We start from the raw sequence: 16,957 nt of genomic DNA, 5'->3' as shown, positions 1-16,957 counted from the left end.
AGGTCACTCCGCCGCCGCGGGCGTCGTCAGGATATCGTCGACCGGCGGCGGCTCCCGGTTGGGCGCGGCATTGGTGTCGGCCATCTTGGCCAGTTTCTCGCGGGCCGCCTCGGCCTCGCGCTGCCTGTTCCACATGCTGGCATAGAGCCCTTCCTGCGCGAGCAGGCTGGCGTGAGTGCCGCGCTCGGCGATGCGGCCCTGGTCCAGCACGATGATCTCGTCGGCGCCAACGATGGTGGAAAGCCGATGCGCAATCACCAGCGAGGTGCGGTTCTTCGCCACCCGGTCGAGCGCCCCCTGGATCTCGTGCTCGGTGTGGGTGTCGAGCGCCGAGGTCGCCTCGTCCAGCACCAGGATCGGCGGCGCCTTGAGCACCGTGCGCGCGATCGCCACGCGCTGCTTCTCGCCGCCCGACAATTTCAGGCCGCGCTCGCCGACCTGGGTCTCGTAGCCCTTGGGCGCCATGCGGATGAAATGGTCGATCTGCGCCAGTCGCGCCGCCTCCTCGACTTCGGCATCAGTCGCATCCCAACGGCCATAGCGGATGTTGTAGCGGATGGTGTCGTTGAACAGCACCGTGTCCTGCGGCACCATGCCGATCGATGCGCGCAAGCTGGCCTGCGTGACCTCGCGGATGTCCTGGCCGTCGACCAGGATCCTGCCGCCGGAAATGTCATAGAGGCGAAACAGCAGCCGCGAGATGGTCGACTTGCCGGCACCGGAGGGGCCGACGATGGCAACGGTCTTGCCGGCCGGCACCTCGAAGCTGATGCCCCTCAGGATCGGGCGCGTCGGCTCATAGGCAAAGCGCACGTCCTCGAAGCGCACCGTGCCGGCGGAGATGACCAGCGGCTTCGCGCCAGCTGCATCCTTGATCTCGGCCTCGCGGCCCAGCACGCCGAACATCTTCTCGATGTCGATGATCGCCTGCTTGATCTCGCGATAGACCATGCCCATGAAGTTCAGCGGCTGGTAGAGCTGAATCATCATGGCATTGACCAGCACGAAATCGCCGACCGTGTTGGTGCCGTTGCGCACGCCGATCGCGCACATCAGCATGGTTGCGGTCAGGCCCAGCGTGAAGATCACGGCTTGTCCGGTATTGAGCACGGCGAGAGAGGTATAGGTGCGGACGCTCGCCTCCTCGTAGCGTTCGACGGATTTGTCGTAGCGCTGCGCCTCTCGCGCTTCGGCGCCGAAATACTTCACCGTCTCGTAGTTGAGCAGCGAGTCGATCGCCTTGGTGTTCGCCTCGGTATCGGAATCGTTCATTTTGCGGCGGATGCCGATCCGCCACTCGGTCGCGATGTAGGTGTAGTACATGTAGAGCGTGACCGTGATCAGGGTGGCGACCACGTAACGCCAGTCGAATTGCCAGAGCAGCACCGCCAGCAGCAGCGAGACCTCGACGATGGTCGGAATCAGCTGCAGGATCACCATGCGCACGATGACCTCGATGCCCTCGCGGCCGCGCTCGAGCACGCGCGTCAGGCCGCCGGTCTTGCGCTCGAGGTGAAAGCGCAGCGACAGCTCGTGCATGTGGATGAAGGTGAGGGTCGCGAGCTTGCGCACCGCATGCATGGCGACGCGGGCGAAGATGCCGTCGCGCCATTGCGTCAGCACCGCCATCAGGATGCGCATCACGCCGTAACTCGCGGTCAGCAGCAAAGGCGAGGCAATCACCCAGAGATGCCAATTGTCGGCCGCGACCGGCGCGGTGTTGGCGCCGGTCAGCGCGTCCGTCGCCCATTTGAAGCTGAACGGCACGGCGAGCGTGATCAGCTTGGCGGCGAGCAGCAGCACCAGGGACCAGACTACCCTCATCTTCAGGTCGAAACGGTCGCCCGGCCAGATGTAGGGCCACAGATGCGCCAGCGTGCCCATCAGCGTGGCCCCGGCCTGCGGTCCTGCCGCGGGAGGATCAGGAACGTCGGCGCCGTCGAACGATTGAGGTTGGTCCATCAAGAAACCTGAAAGCCCGCCGGGTGCGGGCGCAACTGCGATTAACGATTTTCGCCCGTCATATAGAGCCTTCCCGATGCCCGCGCACCCCGCCAGATGGCGAATCCTGGATTGTTTGTCGCGATTTACCGGTAAATTCCCGGAAGCACCGAATCACCGTTTGGGCTTGACGCCACTTCGCTGCAATGCATCATGGTACCAATGAGCACGATCAAAACCGTCTGTGTCTATTGCGGCTCCGGCCCTGGAACAAATCCCAACTTCATCGAAGCGGCGAAGGCGCTAGGCAGAGCGCTGGCGGAAAGCAAGATCCGCCTCGTTTATGGCGGCGGCTCGCTCGGCCTGATGGGGGCGGTCGCAACCTCCGTGCTCGATCACGGCGGCGTGGTCACCGGCATCATCCCTGACTTCCTGCGGATGCGCGAGAACGCGCTGACGCGCGTGCAGGAGATGGTCGTCACGCCCGACATGCACGAGCGCAAGCGGCTGATGTTCGAGCGCTCCGACGCCTTCGTGGCCTTGCCCGGCGGGCTCGGCACGCTGGAGGAGCTCGTGGAGCAGCTGACCTGGCAGCAACTCGGCCGTCACGCCAAGCCCGTGCTGCTCGCCAATGTCGACGGCTTCTGGGAGCCGTTGTTCTCTCTGGTGGCCCACATGCGGCAGACCCAGTTCATCCGCGCCGGTCTCTCCGTCGATATCCTGAAGGCGGACAAGGTCGAGGAGATCATCCCACGGCTGCGCGCGGCGGCGGCGCAAATTCCCGACGACCAGCGCGATCTCGCGCCCGACGTGGCACGGCGGCTCTAAAGCATGATCCGGACCCGAAGGGCCGCGTAAGCGCAAAGTGTGAAGCGGTTTTCCGAAAAGATCATGCTCAAACGACAACCTAAAGCGCGATGACGATTCATCCTAATCGCATCGCGCTTTAGGCCTTCTATTCCTGCGGAAACGTCACCGCCTCGATCCGGTTACCGTCGGGGTCGGTGACGAAGGCGGCGTAGTAGCGCACGCGATCGTGCGGGCGGAGGCCCGGCGCGCCATCGGAGGCGCCGCCAGCGGACAGCGCAGCTGCGTGAAACGCATCGACCTCCGCCGTGGTTTTCGCCCGCAGGCAGATGTGCACGCCGCTCTCCGGCGCGACACGCGGCATGCCCTCGCGCAAGTTGATCCAGAACTCCGGGTAGGCCTTGCCGAACCCGACCGTCCGCGGCCGCGTGACGAGGCGCGTGAGGCCGAGGGCGGCGAGCGCGGCCTCGTAGAACTTTGCGGCGCGATCGAGATCGCTGACGCCGACGGAGATATGGTCGATCATGGCCCGTGCTCCCTCCCCCCGCGACAGCTACGCCGGCGCCCCCGACTTCACCAGCTTGTAGATCACCGAATCCATCAGCGCTTGGAACGAGGCGTCGATGATGTTCGGGGACACGCCGACCGTGGTCCAGCGATCGCCGTTCTCGTCCTCGCTCTCGATCAGTACGCGCGTGACCGCGCCGGTGCCGCCATTGAGGATACGGACGCGATAGTCGATCAGCGTCAAGCCCTCGATGAATTTCTGGTACTTGCCGAGGTCCTTGCGCAGCGCGACGTCGAGCGCATTGACGGGACCGTTGCCTTCGGCGGCCGAGATCAGATGCTCGCCGGCGACGTCGACCTTGACGACCGCGAGCGCCACCGTGACGCGCTCGCCGAGCGCGTTGTAGCGCTGCTCGACGTTGACGTCGAACTGCTCGACCTCGAAATAATGCGGCACCTTGCCGAGCGTGCGGCGCGCCAGGAGCTCGAACGAGGCGTTGGCGGATTCGTAGGCATAGCCGGCCGCCTCGCGCTCTTTCAATTCCTCGACGAGACGCGTCAGCTTCGGATCGCTCTTCTCGTAAGGGATGCCGGCGCGGTCGAGCTCGGCGATCACGTTGGAGCGCCCGGCCTGGTCGGACACCAGCACCTTGCGGTGATTGCCGACCAGCTCCGGCAACACATGCTCGTAGGTCTGCGGATCCTTCAGCACGGCGGAGGCATGGATGCCGGTCTTGGTGACGAAGGCGCTCTCGCCGACATAGGCCGCATGCCGGTTCGGCACGCGGTTGAGCATGTCGTCGAGCGTGCGCGACACCTTGACCAGCGTCGCCAGCTTCTCCGTGGTGACGCCGATCTCGAAAGCGTCGGCAAAACCCGTCTTCAGCTTCAGCGTCGGGATCAGCGAGCAGAGATTGGCGTTGCCGCAGCGCTCGCCGAGACCGTTCAGCGTGCCCTGGATCTGCCGGGCGCCGGCACGCACCGCGGCGAGCGAATTGGCCACCGCCTGCTCGGTGTCGTTATGGGCGTGGATGCCGACGTGATCGCCAGGGATGTGCCTGGTCACGTCTCTGACGATGGCCTCGACCTCATCGGGCATGGTGCCGCCATTGGTGTCGCACAGCACCACCCAGCGCGCACCGGCCTCATAGGCGGCCTTGGCGCAGGCAAGCGCGAAGGCTGCGTCTTCCTTGTAGCCGTCGAAGAAATGCTCGCAATCGAGCATCACCTCGCGACCGGCGGCCTTCGCCGCCGCGACGCTGTCGCGGATCGAGGCGAGGTTCTCTTCCTTCGTAGTCTCCAGCGCGACTCGCACCTGATAGGCCGACGACTTCGCCACGAAGCAGATCGCGTCCGCCTTCGCCTCCAAAAGGCCCGCGACGCCCGGATCGTTTGAGACCGAGCGGCCGGCCCGGCGCGTCATGCCGAAGGCGGTGAAGCGCGCATGATTGAGCTTGGGCTTGGTCGCGAAGAATTCGCTGTCGAGCGGGTTGGCGCCGGGATAGCCGCCCTCGACATAGTCGATGCCGAGATCATCGAGCATCGCCGCAATCACCTGCTTGTCGGCCAGCGTGAAGTCGACGCCATTGGTCTGCGCCCCGTCGCGCAGCGTGGTGTCGAACAGATAGAGACGCTCCTTGCTCATTGCCCCGCTCCGAGCGTCTTCTTCATCGTGGTATTGGCGAGCCACTCGTCATTCATCGTGACGCTGTTGCGCTGCTGGGCGGTGTAGCCGCGCTTGGCGAAGAAGCCCTCCGCGGTATCGCTGGCGTCAACCGAGAGACTCTTGGCGCCGCGGCTGCCGGCGAGCTTCTCCAGCGCGTCCACCAGCATGGTCGCGATGCCCTGCCCGGCTACGGCCGGATGCACATAGAGCATGCGGATGTGATCGTTGCCGCGCAGCGAGGCGAAGCCGACGGGCGAGCCTTCCAGCGTCGCGATCAGCGTCAGGTCGGACGCAAGGTGCTTGCCGAACTCCTCGTCCTCGGCCGCCGCCATCCAGGCTTCCTGCTGCGCCTCGCTATAATCGTCACCGGTCAATTCCTCGATGCTGGCGGCGAAGATCGCGGCGAGCACCGGCACATCCGCCGGCAGGAAAGGCCTAAGCGCGGGCTTTGGCAAAGTCTGTCCCATCGTCCTCACCACATCCCATAAAGCTTGAGCACGATCGCAACCGCGCCGGCGAGCAGCGCGATCTTCAGCGCGATGTAATAGAGCCAGTGCCGCGGAAACGGCGTGTCGGGCCGCTTCATCGCGCGATCTCCCAGGTCGTGCCTTCCTTCGAGTCCTTGATCGCAACCCCCATCGCAGCAAGCAGATCGCGGATGCGGTCGGACTCCTTGAAGTCTTTCCGGCTACGGGCGGCTGTCCGCTCCGCGAGCAGGCGCTCGACCTCCTTGGCATCGACCCCGCTCGCCTGCTGCTTGCGCCCTTCCCACTGCGCCGCGCTCTCGGACAGGAATCCGAGCAGCCGCAACGAGCCCGCAAGACCGGCGATATCGTTGCCGCGCAGGCCGTGCAGCGCCGAGATCGCCTGCGGCGTGTTGAGGTCGTCGAGCAGCGGTTCGACCACCGACACAGCCGGCTCGCCGGGCGCGATGTCGGCCGCGACGCGATACCAGTCGTCGAGCGTCTTGGCGCTCTCCTCCAACGACTTCATGGTCCAGTCGATCGGCGAGCGGTAATGCGTCTTCAGCATGTTGAGGCGCAGCACCTCACCCGGCCAATCCCCAAGCAGCTCGTGAATCGTGATGAAGTTGCCGAGGCTCTTCGACATCTTCTCGCTCTCGACCTGCAAAAAGCCGTTGTGCATCCAATAATTCGCCATGCGCTCGCGGTGGAACGCGCAGCAGGTCTGCGCGACCTCGTTCTCGTGGTGCGGAAACACGAGGTCGATGCCGCCGCCGTGGATGTCGAAGTGCTCGCCGAGATGCTTCCAGGCCATCGCCGAGCACTCGATATGCCAGCCCGGACGCCCCTCCGCCTTGATGCCGGCCGGCGACGGCCAGGAGGGTTCGCCCGGCTTGGACGGCTTCCACAGCACGAAGTCGGTCGCATCACGCTTGTAGGGCGCAACATCGACCCGCGCGCCCGCGATCATCTCGTCGAGCGAGCGCTTCGACAGCGCGCCATAGCGCGGCAGCGCGGAATTGACCGCGTTCATCGCCTGCGGCGAGAACAGCACGTGGTCCTCGGCGACATAGGCAAAGCCGCCGGCGACCAGCCGCTCGATGATCTCGCGCATCTCGCCGATATGCTCGGTGGCGCGCGGCTCGACGCTCGGCCGCAGTGCGCCGAGCGCGTCGACGTCGGCGTGAAACTGTTTTCCCGTCTGCTCGGTGACCTTGCGAATGGCCTCGTTCAGCGGCAGGCCGGGAAAGTCGCGCGCGGCGCGGTCGTTGATCTTGTCGTCGACGTCGGTGATGTTGCGGACATATTTGACATGCGCCTCGCCATAGAGGTGGCGCAGCAGGCGAAACAGCACGTCGAACACGATCACCGGCCGCGCATTGCCGATATGGGCGAAGTCATAGACCGTCGGTCCGCAGACATACATGCGGACGTTGTTCGGATCGAGCGGCACGAAGGTGCGCTTTTCCCGGCTCAGCGTATCGTAAAGACGCAATTCCATGACAACCCATCCCTCTCGGCCGGGCGTCCAAGGCTCTCAATGTGTTTGAGAAAAGACGGCTCCAGCCAGCGAATCGCTAGCTCGTAATCTCGCGGCAAATGGCGCAAATGGCGAGGAGACCGTTCATGCGGCCACATATGGGCCACCACGGGCCCCGCCGTCAAGGGCCGCGAAAATGCCGTTTTTGCCTCCGCAAAGGGCGCGGCCGGCCTTAAGGGTTCATGATCCCCTAACCATTTGAGGCCATTCTGGAACCCGCGATTCCCTGATTTGTGCCCCCGGTATTTTCATGCGCTCCCTGCTCGCGCTCATTTTCGGCGCCTCGGTCCTTGCAGCACCTCAGGCGTGCGCCGAGACCCGCGTCTTCATCATCGCCGACAAGTGCCTGGCCAAGGGCGACACATGCGGCGCCTCCGCCGCGCGCACCTATTGCCAGTCACGCGATTTTGCCCAGGCATCAAGCTATCGCCGGGTCGATCCCGACGAAATTACCGGCTCCGTCCCCAAAAGCGGCACAAACTGCTCCCATGGCCATTGCGACGAATATGTCGCAATCACCTGCCAGCGCTGAATTCACTCGGAGCTGGCGGACCTTAGGACCAATCTTCGGCCCCTGAAACGACGTGACGATGCCGCAGGAAGCGGCTATTGGGAGGGCGCGCTTCGGCCCCCAACTCATTTGGACGATCACGCTGGGCCGTGACCTCGCTAGAATGGCGGATATGCCTGAATTCTTCTCTCTCCTCCGTGCCCGCCCCCTCCTTGCCTGCACCGTGCTCCTCGGCACCGTCGTGCTCGCCAATGGCGCTTTGGCGCAGGCCGGCCCGCCGCCCCAGCCCGGCCAGAACGGGCTCGGACCGAACCCGATGTGCGTGCGCCTGGAAGCCCAGCTCGCCGCGCTCGATCGTGGCGGCGGGGGTGATGCCGCGCGCGAAGAGCAGATCCGCCGCTATCAGGATTCCCAGGCCAAGCAGCAGGCCGAGCTCGACCGCGTCACCATGCAGGCCAAGCGCATGGGCTGCGATTCCTCCGGCTTCTTCTCGCTGTTCAACGGCCAGTCGGCGCAGTGCGGTCCCGTCAATACCCAGATCCAGCAGATGCGCGTCAACCTGGACCAGATCACCGGCAATCTCGAGCGGCTGCGCGGCGGTCCCGGCGCCAGCCCGGAGCGCGACAACCAGCGCCGCTCGGTGCTGATGGCGCTGGCGCAGAACAATTGCGGCCCGCAATACGCCAACGCCGCGCAGTCCCAAGGCGGCGGCAATTTCCTGAGCAATCTGTTCGGCGGCAACAACCCGAACAATCCGCAAGCCATGCCGCCCTCCGATCTCGGCCCGCAATCCGGCACCTTCCGCACCGTCTGCGTGCGCACCTGCGACGGCGCCTATTTCCCGATCTCCTTTGCCACCGTGCCGGCGCGCTTTCCCGACGACGAGAAGACCTGCAAGGCGCTGTGCCCGGCCGCGGAAGCCGTGCTCTACACCCATCGCAATCCCGGCGAGGACATGAACGCGGCGGTCTCGATCGGCGGCCAGCCCTACACGGCGCTGCCGACCGCGTTCAAATTCCGCAGCGAGTTCAACCCGTCCTGCTCCTGCAAGGCGGCGGGGCAGACCTGGGCGGATGCGCTGAAATCCGCCGACGACAAGGCGAGCGTCGAGCAGCAGGGCGACATTATCGTCACCGAGGAAAGCGCCAGGAAGATGCAGCAGCAGCGGCTCAATAAGGGCACGCCGCCTGCCAATGCCAAGAAGGGCGCGGCCGGCGCATCGGCGACACCGACCACGGCGACGGCACCGGCTGCAACGCCGCCGGCGGATGCAGCCCCCGCGACGTCGTCGGAGAACAAGCCGATCCGCTCGGTCGGCCCGACCTTCCTGCCGCAGCAGCAGAAGTAGGCCGTCACTCTGTCATGCTCCGCGCAGGCGTCCCAGCGCGGCCGTTCCACTGTTACGGCTCGCCCTCGCGGCTCCACGGGAAGAGATTGGCCGGAAAGTCTGCCGCGTAGCGCCTGCCCTTCGGGGGCGGCGGCGGTGCGTCCGGTGGGTTCGGATTGGGCTCGACCACCCGCCGATAGAGGTGCCAGGAGGCATGGCCGAGCACCGGCAGAACGACGGCGAGGCCGACGAAGAGCGGCAGCGAGCCGATCACGAGCAGCGCCGCCACGATGAGGCCCCATCCGGCCATCGCAACCGGATTCGCCGCCACCGCTCGGAGCGACGTCCGGATCGCGTCGATCGCAGTCGCATGGCGATCGAGCATCAACGGAAATGACACGACGCTGACGCACAATGCCACAAGCGCAAACAGGAAGCCGACACCGCAACCGATGATGATGAGCGACCAGCCTTCCGGTGTCGTCAGCACGCGCGTTGCGAAGTCGGGAATGCTTGCGGCAGCCGCATGACCGAAGATCGAAACATAGATCGCGTTCGCGACACCGATCCAGGCCCCGAACAGGACCAGCAGGAGCACGCCGAGCTCGACCATGGCGCCGAACGACGGGGCGCGCAGCACCTTGATCGCATCCCACGCTTCGACCTCCTCGCCGCGCTCGCGACGACGGCTGAGTTCGTAGAGACCGATCGCGGCAAAAGGACCGATCAAGGCAAAGCCGGCGGCCAGCGGAAACAGTAGCGGCAGCACCGAATAGCCGAGCACCATCCTGAACAGGACGAGACCGAGAACGGGATAAATCAGGCACACGACGATCGCGTGACTCGGCATCGCCTGGAAATCCTCCCAACCCAGGCGCAGGACCTCGGTCAAGTCGGACAAGCTGATCTTGCGAATGGGATAGGAGGCCGCTTCGCCGAATGCGTGCCGCCTGATGTCGTGGGAGTACAGAGTGGCCATGTACGCACCCTCCCGTGCTGAAAATCGCGGTTTTCGACGACACGCGCTCTTCAGCCACGTGTGTCCGCCTGACGAGCAGGAAACGCGATGGGGTCGGGTACGGCAACCCAGGTTCAGCAACCGAGCCTGGCCGGACGGAACCCGTCGCGACCTGCTTGGCAAGCTTAGCGCGCACGGAGCACGGCGGCACTCACGGTTCGGTGAATTGCGCACCAGCATTGATTTGTGCGTTGCACACTCAAACCCAACATGCGCACCTGATGCTTTGTCGGTTTGGCCAGCACGGCGATCACACCAATTCGGGCACCCACATTGCTCTATTGACGCCGGATTGGGCTGGGATCATTTTAGACGCAGACGCCCTTAGAGTTGATGGTCGCGAGCGTTCTCGTGATTTCGCGATCAGTGGAATGGGCGAGGCAAGAGGCCGGCGATGGCAGATGCCAAGAAAGGCCAGCCATCGCGACAGACATGAGCTCCGCCCTGGATTCGTATCCGTAGCCTTCGATGGCAAGGATGGATCAGGATGGCTGTCGCACTGATACTGCTTCTGGTCGCGATCGGCTCGGTGATGTTTCACATCTACAGCCCGTGGTGGTGGACGCCGATCGCCACGAACTGGGCCTATATCGACCACACCATCAACATCACGTTCTGGATCACGGGCTTTGTTTTCGTCGCCGTGATCGCCTTCATGGCTTACTGCGTCTTCCGGTTTCACCACAGAGAGGGAAGACGGGCCGACTACAATCCGGAAAACAAAAGGCTCGAATGGTGGCTGAGCGTCGGGACCGGCGTCGGCGTCGCGGCCATGCTGGCGCCTGGCCTCGTGGTCTGGCACCAGTTCGTGACGGTGCCTGCGGATGCCACCGAGGTCGAGGTCATGGGCCAGCAATGGCAGTGGAGCTTCCGCCTTCCGGGCAAGGACGGGCAGTTGGGCACATCGGATGTCCGCAACATCGCCTCCGACAATCCGATGGGGCTCAACCGTGACGACCGGCACGCGCAGGACGATGTCGTGATCGAGAACGGCGACCTGCACCTTCAGGTCGGAAAGCCGGTCAAGGTTCTGCTCCGCTCGGTTGATGTCCTGCATGATTTCTACGTTCCCGAATTCCGGGCCAAGATGGACATGGTTCCAGGCATGGTGACCTATTTCTGGATCACGCCGATCCGAACCGGAACCTTCGATGTCCTCTGCGCGGAGCTTTGCGGCGCTGCTCACTATCAGATGCGGGCCAAGGTCATCGTCGACGAAGAGCGTGAATATCACGCTTGGCTGGAGCAACAAAAAACGTTCGCAGAATTATCGCCGGCAAAAGCCGTCGTGAAGGCGACGTACCAATCCGGCGGCAAGTAGCAAGCTGCCGCCGGAGATCGATCGGGCGCAAGAGGCCAACGCCTCCCCCCCGATGGAAACGACCGAGGAGGTTTCTAATGGTCGATATTCCATATGAAGGGATCCGCGGCATCCCGCCTGCCGAAGTACCTGATGTCGAGCTCTATCATCCGCGGAGCTGGTGGACACGGTATGTCTTCTCGCAGGACGCCAAGGTGATCGCCATTCAGTATTCGCTGACGGCCACGGCCATCGGGCTGGTGGCCCTGGTGCTGTCGTGGCTGATGCGGCTGCAACTGGGATTCCCCGGCACCTTCTCTTTCATCGATGCCAATCAGTACCTCCAATTCATCACCATGCACGGCATGATCATGGTGATTTACCTGCTCACCGCATTGTTCCTGGGCGGCTTCGGCAACTACCTGATCCCGCTGATGGTCGGCGCCCGGGACATGGTCTTCCCTTATGTGAACATGCTGAGCTACTGGGTCTACCTGCTCGCCGTCCTGGTGCTTGCCTCGACATTCTTCGTGCCCGGCGGCCCCACCGGCGCCGGTTGGACGCTGTACCCGCCGCAAGCAATCCTCTCCGGAACGCCCGGGCAGGATTGGGGCATCATTCTCATGATGGCGTCCCTGATCCTGTTCATCATCGGCTTCACCATGGGCGGGCTGAATTACGTGGTCACGGTGTTGCAGGCGCGCACGCGCGGCATGACTTTGATGCGCCTGCCCCTGACGGTGTGGGGCATCTTCACGGCGACCGTCATGGCGCTCCTGGCGTTCCCTGCACTGTTCGTTGCCTCGGTCATGCTGCTGCTCGACCGTCTCTTGGGAACCAGCTTCTTCATGCCTGCCCTCGTCGAGATGGGCACGCTTTCGAAATATGGCGGCGGCAGCCCGCTGCTCTTCCAGCACCTGTTCTGGTTCTTCGGCCATCCCGAAGTCTACATCGTCGCCCTGCCCGCCTTCGGCATCGTCTCCGATCTGATCAGCACGCATGCGCGCAAGAACATCTTTGGTTATCGCATGATGGTCTGGGCGATCGTAGCCATCGGCGCGCTCAGCTTCATCGTATGGGCGCACCACATGTATGTGAGCGGCATGTTCCCGCAATTCGGGTACTTCTTCGCCACCACGACGCTCATCATCGCAATCCCCACCGCGATCAAGGTCTACAACTGGGTGCTGACCCTGTGGCGCGGCGACATTCATCTCACGGTGCCGATGCTGTTCGCCCTCGGCTTCATCATCACCTTCGTGAACGGCGGGCTCACCGGCCTCTTCCTCGGCAACGTCGTCGTGGACGTGCCCCTCTCGGATACCATGTTCGTGGTCGCCCATTTCCACATGGTGATGGGCGTGGCACCGATCATGGTCGTGCTCGGCGCGATCTATCACTGGTACCCAAAGGTCACGGGGCGGATGCTGAACGAGGCCATGGGCAAGTTTCATTTCTGGGTCACCTTCCTCGGCGCCTACCTGATCTTCTTCCCCATGCACTATCTTGGACTGCTCGGGGTGCCGCGCCGGTATTTCGAACTCGGAGATACGACGTTCATCCCGTCCTCGGCCCATTCACTCAACGCTTTCATCTCCGTGGTGGCCTTGACCGTCGGCTTCAGCCAGATGGTGTTCCTGTTCAACCTCGCCTGGAGCTTGTTCAAAGGTGAGGCCTCGGGCGGCAATCCGTGGCGGGCGACGACGCTGGAGTGGCAGACGCCGGAGACGCCCCCAGGACACGGCAATTGGGGCAAGGAGCTCCCGGTCGTGTACCGCTGGGCCTATGACTACAGTGTGCCCGGCGCCGCGGAGGATTTCATTCCGCAGAACCAGCCGCCGCGCGCGACGCAGCCCGCTCAGGGAGCTGCTTCGTGAGCGCCGTCATCCTGTTCCTGGCTGTGCTTGCGGTGATCGCCGGATGGTGGCTGTCGCAGCAGCGCCTGACGGCCAAGCCCTGGCTGGAGGAAGGCCCGGCCGGTGACTTCCCTGGCAGCGATGCCATGACCTGGCCGGCAGCGAAGGTCGGACTTGGCGTGTTTCTCGCGGTCGCGAGCGCATTGTTCGTCCTCTTCATCAGCGCCTACTCGATGCGCATGAGCGTAGTGGACTGGCGGCCGCTGCCTGTACCGCGGCTGCTGTGGGTCAACACGGGCGTCCTTGTCCTGAGCAGTGTCGCGCTGCAATGGTCGTACGCGGCCGCGCGCCGACACGATACTGAAGGCGTCGTCATCGGTCTGCTCGCGGGCGGAGCATCTGCCGTGATCTTCCTCGCCGGACAGCTCCTGGCCTGGCAACGGCTCGGGGCTGCGGGATATTTCGTGGCGTCCAATCCGGCGAATTCCTTCTTCTACCTGTTGACCGCAGTGCACGGGCTGCATCTGACGGGCGGTCTGGTGGCCTTGGGCCGAACCTCAGCCAAGATGTGGCGCGGCGCCCAGATCGCCGACATGCGCTTGAGCGTGGAGCTGTGCGCCATCTACTGGCACTTCCTGCTGTTGGTCTGGCTTGTCCTGCTCGGTCTTCTCACCGGCTGGACCGACGATTTCGTCAACATCTGCCGCCAATTGCTGAGCTAGGGAGGCGAGACCAGATGGCTGAGACCGTGCTGACAAATCCAGGCCAATCGCCTGCGCGGCTTGAAGGCTGGCGCGGCATCGCCGCCGACTGGGCGTCCGATCAGCGCGCCTTCAAGAACGTGTCCTGGGGCAAGGCCATGATGTGGATCTTCCTCCTCAGCGACACCTTCATCTTCAGTTGCTTCCTGCTCTCCTACATGACGGCGCGCATGTCGACGACCGTACCGTGGCCGAATCCCAGCGAGGTCTTCGCCCTCAATATTGGGGGCAACCACATTCCCCTGATCCTGATCGCCATAATGACGTTTGTATTGATCAGCAGCAGCGGTACGATGGCGATGGCCGTCAATTTCGGCTACCGGCGCGACCGCGTGAGAACCGCAATCCTGATGCTGGTCACTGCAGCCTTCGGCGCAACCTTCGTCGGAATGCAGGCCTTCGAATGGACCAAGCTGATCATGGAGGGCGTTCGGCCCTGGGGCAATCCATGGGGTGCGCCGCAGTTTGGTGCGAGCTTCTTCATGATCACCGGCTTCCACGGCACCCATGTGACGATCGGTGTGATTTTCCTGATCGCCATTGCGCGGAAGGTCTTTCGCGGCGATTTCGACGTCGAGAGGCGCGGCTTCTTCACGAGCCGCAAGGGGTATTACGAGATCGTCGAGATCACGGGCCTGTACTGGCACTTCGTCGATCTCGTGTGGGTGTTCATCTTCGCATTCTTCTATCTTTGGTGAGGTCGGCGCATGACAAACGCGGCGGTACACATGGAAGGACAGCTCCACGCTCCGGCGCATGGCGCAGTCGCAACGGGAGCCGTTCACGCCAAGGAGCAACAGCACCCGATCAAGCTCTACCTCGTGGTCTGGGGCTGGTTATTCGTCCTCAGCACGTGCTCCTACCTCGTCGACTACTTTGGCCTGCACGGCTATCTGAGGTGGTCGCTGATCCTGCTGTTCATGATGTTGAAGGCCGGCCTGATCGTCGCCGTCTTCATGCACATGGCCTGGGAGCGGCTGGCGTTGGCCTATGCCATCCTGCTGCCGCCAGTCGCGGTATTGGTATTTGTGTCGATCATGGTGCTCGAATCCGAATACACGCACTTCCTGAGGGTGCTGTTTTTCGCGACCCCGTCATAGCGCCCACCGTCGCTCAAGCTGGGCTTCACCCCTCGAATGCGTCGATTGACGCCGTGCTTCCGCGTGACACCAGCGCCTCATCCGTCGCCGGCAACGGCTCGCCCTTGTCACGGAAGCGGTTGGTGATGGGATAGCGGCGGTCGCGGCCGAAATTCCTTGCCGTCACTTTCACGCCGGGCGCGGCCTGGCGGCGCTTGTATTCGGCGACGTTGAGCAGATGGTCGATGCGGGTGACGGTCTCGCGGTCGAAGCCGGCGGCGATGATCTGATCCAGCGGCTCTTCGCGCTCGACCAGGCGCTCCAGGATGGCGTCGAGCACGTCGTAAGGCGGCAATGAGTCCTGATCGGTCTGGTTCTCGCGCAGCTCCGCGGTCGGCGGGCGCGTGATGATGTCAGGCGGGATCACCTCGCCGGCAGGTCCGAGCGCGCCGTCGGGCTTCCAACTATTGCGCAACGCCGCCAGCCGAAACACCTGCGTCTTGTAGATGTCCTTGATCGGGTTGAAGCCGCCGTTCATGTCGCCATAGAGCGTGGCGTAGCCGACCGACATCTCCGACTTGTTGCCGGTCGTCACCACCATCAGCCCGGTCTTGTTGGAGATCGCCATCAGAAGCGTGCCGCGGGTGCGGGCCTGGAGGTTCTCCTCGGTGATATCTGGCGGCAGATTCTTGAAGATGCCGGACAAGATCGTCTCGAACCCGGTCACGGCTTCCGCGATCGGCAGCACCTCGTAGCGGATGCCGAGATGGCCGGCGAGCTCGCCGGCGTCGGCGATCGAGTGCGCGGCCGTGTAGCGGTAAGGCAGCATCACGCCATGCACCTGGTCGGCGCCGAGCGCGTCGACCGCGATCGCCGCGCAGAGCGCCGAATCGATGCCGCCGGAAATGCCGAGCAGCACGCCGGGAAAGCCGTTCTTGGCGACGTAATCGCGCAGGCCCAGCACGCAGGCCGCGTAGTCCGCCTTGTCGCCCTCGGCCAGCTCGGCGATCGGCCCAGTGCAGCGCCAGTCATCGCCGTTTCTGCTGAAGCGCAGCGTGACGATGCTCTCCTCGAAGGCCGGCAGCTGCGCCGCGAGCGACAGATCGCCGTTGAGCGCGAACGATGCGCCGTCGAAGACGAGCTCGTCCTGGCCGCAAACCTGGTTGAGATAGACCAGCGGCAGCCCGCTCTCGGTCACGCGCGCCACCGCGACCGACAGGCGCACGTCGTTCTTGTCACGGGCGTAAGGCGAGCCGTTCGGCACCAGGATGATCTCGGCGCCGGTCTCGGCCAGCGTCTCGACCACGTTCTCGTAGTCCTCGGACTCCTCCAGCCAGATGTCCTCGCAGATCGGCACGCCGATGCGCACACCGCGTATGGTGACGGGACCGGCGGCAGGGCCGCGCGAAAACAGCCGCTTCTCGTCGAACACGCCGTAATTCGGCAGGTTGCACTTGAAACGCAGGCTCGCGATGCGGCCGCCATCGAGCAGCGCGCAGGCATTGTAGAGCCTGCCCTCCTCGACCCAGGGGGTGCCGACCAGCATCGCGGGCCCGCCATCGGCGGTCTCGCGCGCGAGGCTTTCGATCGCGGCGCGGCAGGCGGCCTGGAAGGCGGGCTTCTGCACCAGGTCTTCCGGTGGATAGCCGGCGATGAACAATTCCGGAAACAGCACGAGATCGGCGCCGTCAGACTTCGCCTGCGCCCGCGCAGCCCGCACCTTGGCCGCATTGCCCTCCACGTCGCCCATGGTCGGATTGAGCTGGGCGAGCGTGACCGCGAATGTGTCGAGACGTTCGGTCATGGCGCTCTATCCGATCCCGAGTTACAGGAACCCCAATCGCTCGATGACGGCAATGATCCAGAACGCGCCGGTCATCAAGAGCGCAACGCCGACCGCGGCGGAGCCCATGTCCTTGACGCGGCCGATCTGCTTGTCGTGATCCATGGTCAGCCGGTCGGCGAGCTTCTCGATCGCGGTATTGAGCAGCTCGACCGTCAGCACGAACGCGACAGAGCACACCAATTCGACCGCGCGCATGGCGGTCGCGCCGATGAACCAGGCAAGCGGCACCGACAGCAGCAGCGCAAAGATCTCCTCGCGGACGGCCTGCTCCGACCGGAACGCAAAGACCAGCCCGTTGCGGGAATTGATCGTGGCCTTCCAGATCCGCAGCAAG

The 16,957-nt window shown here is 64.0% G+C and carries 16 protein-coding genes; 8 read left to right on the top strand and 8 right to left on the bottom strand.

Features of this window, described 5'->3' with window-relative positions; genetic code table 11:
* Positions 1-3 precede the first annotated feature (3 nt).
* Positions 4-1,962: an ABC transporter ATP-binding protein/permease gene (locus N2604_RS19170; protein ID WP_260376159.1), complete on the bottom strand. Its 1,959-nt coding sequence runs from the start codon at positions 1,960-1,962 to the stop codon at positions 4-6.
* Between the two features lie 201 nt (positions 1,963-2,163).
* Between N2604_RS19170 and N2604_RS19165 the strand changes: the two genes are divergently transcribed.
* The gene (locus N2604_RS19165) at positions 2,164-2,769 is read left to right on the top strand and encodes a TIGR00730 family Rossman fold protein (RefSeq protein WP_260376158.1); all 606 of its coding nucleotides are present in this window, start codon (positions 2,164-2,166) and stop codon (positions 2,767-2,769) included.
* A 127-nt stretch (positions 2,770-2,896) separates the two neighbouring features.
* On the opposite strand, the gene N2604_RS19160 is transcribed toward N2604_RS19165, so the two are convergent.
* From N2604_RS19160 to cysS, 4 genes are all read right to left on the bottom strand, one after another.
* Complete coding sequence (locus tag N2604_RS19160) at positions 2,897-3,274, bottom strand: VOC family protein (protein ID WP_260376157.1); 378 nt, start codon at positions 3,272-3,274, stop codon at positions 2,897-2,899.
* A 27-nt stretch (positions 3,275-3,301) separates the two neighbouring features.
* The gene (gene cimA / locus N2604_RS19155; protein ID WP_260376156.1) at positions 3,302-4,900 is read right to left on the bottom strand and encodes a citramalate synthase; all 1,599 of its coding nucleotides are present in this window, start codon (positions 4,898-4,900) and stop codon (positions 3,302-3,304) included.
* Positions 4,897-5,388: a GNAT family N-acetyltransferase gene (locus N2604_RS19150; RefSeq protein ID WP_260376155.1), complete on the bottom strand. Its 492-nt coding sequence runs from the start codon at positions 5,386-5,388 to the stop codon at positions 4,897-4,899. Before N2604_RS19150 ends, cimA begins: the two co-directional genes overlap by 4 nt.
* Positions 5,389-5,503: 115 nt before the next feature.
* The gene (gene cysS, locus N2604_RS19145) at positions 5,504-6,886 is read right to left on the bottom strand and encodes a cysteine--tRNA ligase (protein WP_260376154.1); all 1,383 of its coding nucleotides are present in this window, start codon (positions 6,884-6,886) and stop codon (positions 5,504-5,506) included.
* A gap of 289 nt (positions 6,887-7,175) precedes the next feature.
* Here cysS and N2604_RS19140 point away from each other — a divergent pair, with 289 nt between their 5' ends.
* Both N2604_RS19140 and N2604_RS19135 read left to right on the top strand, forming a co-directional pair.
* On the top strand, positions 7,176-7,457 hold the full coding sequence (locus N2604_RS19140; RefSeq protein ID WP_260376153.1) for a hypothetical protein: 282 nt from the start codon (positions 7,176-7,178) through the stop codon (positions 7,455-7,457).
* A gap of 142 nt (positions 7,458-7,599) precedes the next feature.
* Complete coding sequence (locus tag N2604_RS19135) at positions 7,600-8,784, top strand: DUF2865 domain-containing protein (protein ID WP_260376152.1); 1,185 nt, start codon at positions 7,600-7,602, stop codon at positions 8,782-8,784.
* A gap of 52 nt (positions 8,785-8,836) precedes the next feature.
* On the opposite strand, the gene N2604_RS19130 is transcribed toward N2604_RS19135, so the two are convergent.
* Complete coding sequence (locus N2604_RS19130; protein ID WP_260376151.1) at positions 8,837-9,742, bottom strand: DUF2189 domain-containing protein; 906 nt, start codon at positions 9,740-9,742, stop codon at positions 8,837-8,839.
* A 526-nt stretch (positions 9,743-10,268) separates the two neighbouring features.
* Between N2604_RS19130 and N2604_RS19125 the strand changes: the two genes are divergently transcribed.
* From N2604_RS19125 to N2604_RS19105, 5 genes are all read left to right on the top strand, one after another.
* Positions 10,269-11,102, top strand: a complete 834-nt coding sequence (locus N2604_RS19125; protein ID WP_260376150.1) for a cytochrome c oxidase subunit II — start codon at positions 10,269-10,271, stop codon at positions 11,100-11,102.
* 77 nt (positions 11,103-11,179) lie between these two features.
* Positions 11,180-12,958 (top strand): cbb3-type cytochrome c oxidase subunit I, encoded by a 1,779-nt coding sequence (locus tag N2604_RS19120; RefSeq protein WP_260376149.1) that lies wholly within the window; start codon positions 11,180-11,182, stop codon positions 12,956-12,958.
* Positions 12,955-13,659, top strand: a complete 705-nt coding sequence (locus N2604_RS19115) for a cytochrome c oxidase subunit 3 (protein WP_260376148.1) — start codon at positions 12,955-12,957, stop codon at positions 13,657-13,659. Before N2604_RS19120 ends, N2604_RS19115 begins: the two co-directional genes overlap by 4 nt.
* Positions 13,660-13,673: 14 nt before the next feature.
* Positions 13,674-14,396 (top strand): heme-copper oxidase subunit III family protein, encoded by a 723-nt coding sequence (locus tag N2604_RS19110; RefSeq protein ID WP_027571656.1) that lies wholly within the window; start codon positions 13,674-13,676, stop codon positions 14,394-14,396.
* Positions 14,397-14,405: 9 nt separating this feature from the next.
* Complete coding sequence (locus tag N2604_RS19105) at positions 14,406-14,798, top strand: cytochrome C oxidase subunit IV family protein (protein WP_260376147.1); 393 nt, start codon at positions 14,406-14,408, stop codon at positions 14,796-14,798.
* 25 nt (positions 14,799-14,823) lie between these two features.
* Here N2604_RS19105 and N2604_RS19100 read toward each other — a convergent pair whose 3' ends face one another.
* Both N2604_RS19100 and N2604_RS19095 read right to left on the bottom strand, forming a co-directional pair.
* On the bottom strand, positions 14,824-16,581 hold the full coding sequence (locus N2604_RS19100) for an NAD+ synthase (RefSeq protein WP_260376146.1): 1,758 nt from the start codon (positions 16,579-16,581) through the stop codon (positions 14,824-14,826).
* A gap of 21 nt (positions 16,582-16,602) precedes the next feature.
* Entirely contained in the window at positions 16,603-16,956 is a 354-nt protein-coding gene (locus tag N2604_RS19095; protein ID WP_260376145.1) for a diacylglycerol kinase, read from the bottom strand.
* Between the last annotated feature and the right edge of the window lies 1 nt (position 16,957).

It is taken from the genome of Bradyrhizobium sp. CB1015 (assembly GCF_025200925.1).
Lineage (GTDB): Bacteria > Pseudomonadota > Alphaproteobacteria > Rhizobiales > Xanthobacteraceae > Bradyrhizobium.
Note: the sequence above shows the minus strand (reverse complement) of the source record. Positions and strands in the feature narration are given on the sequence as shown.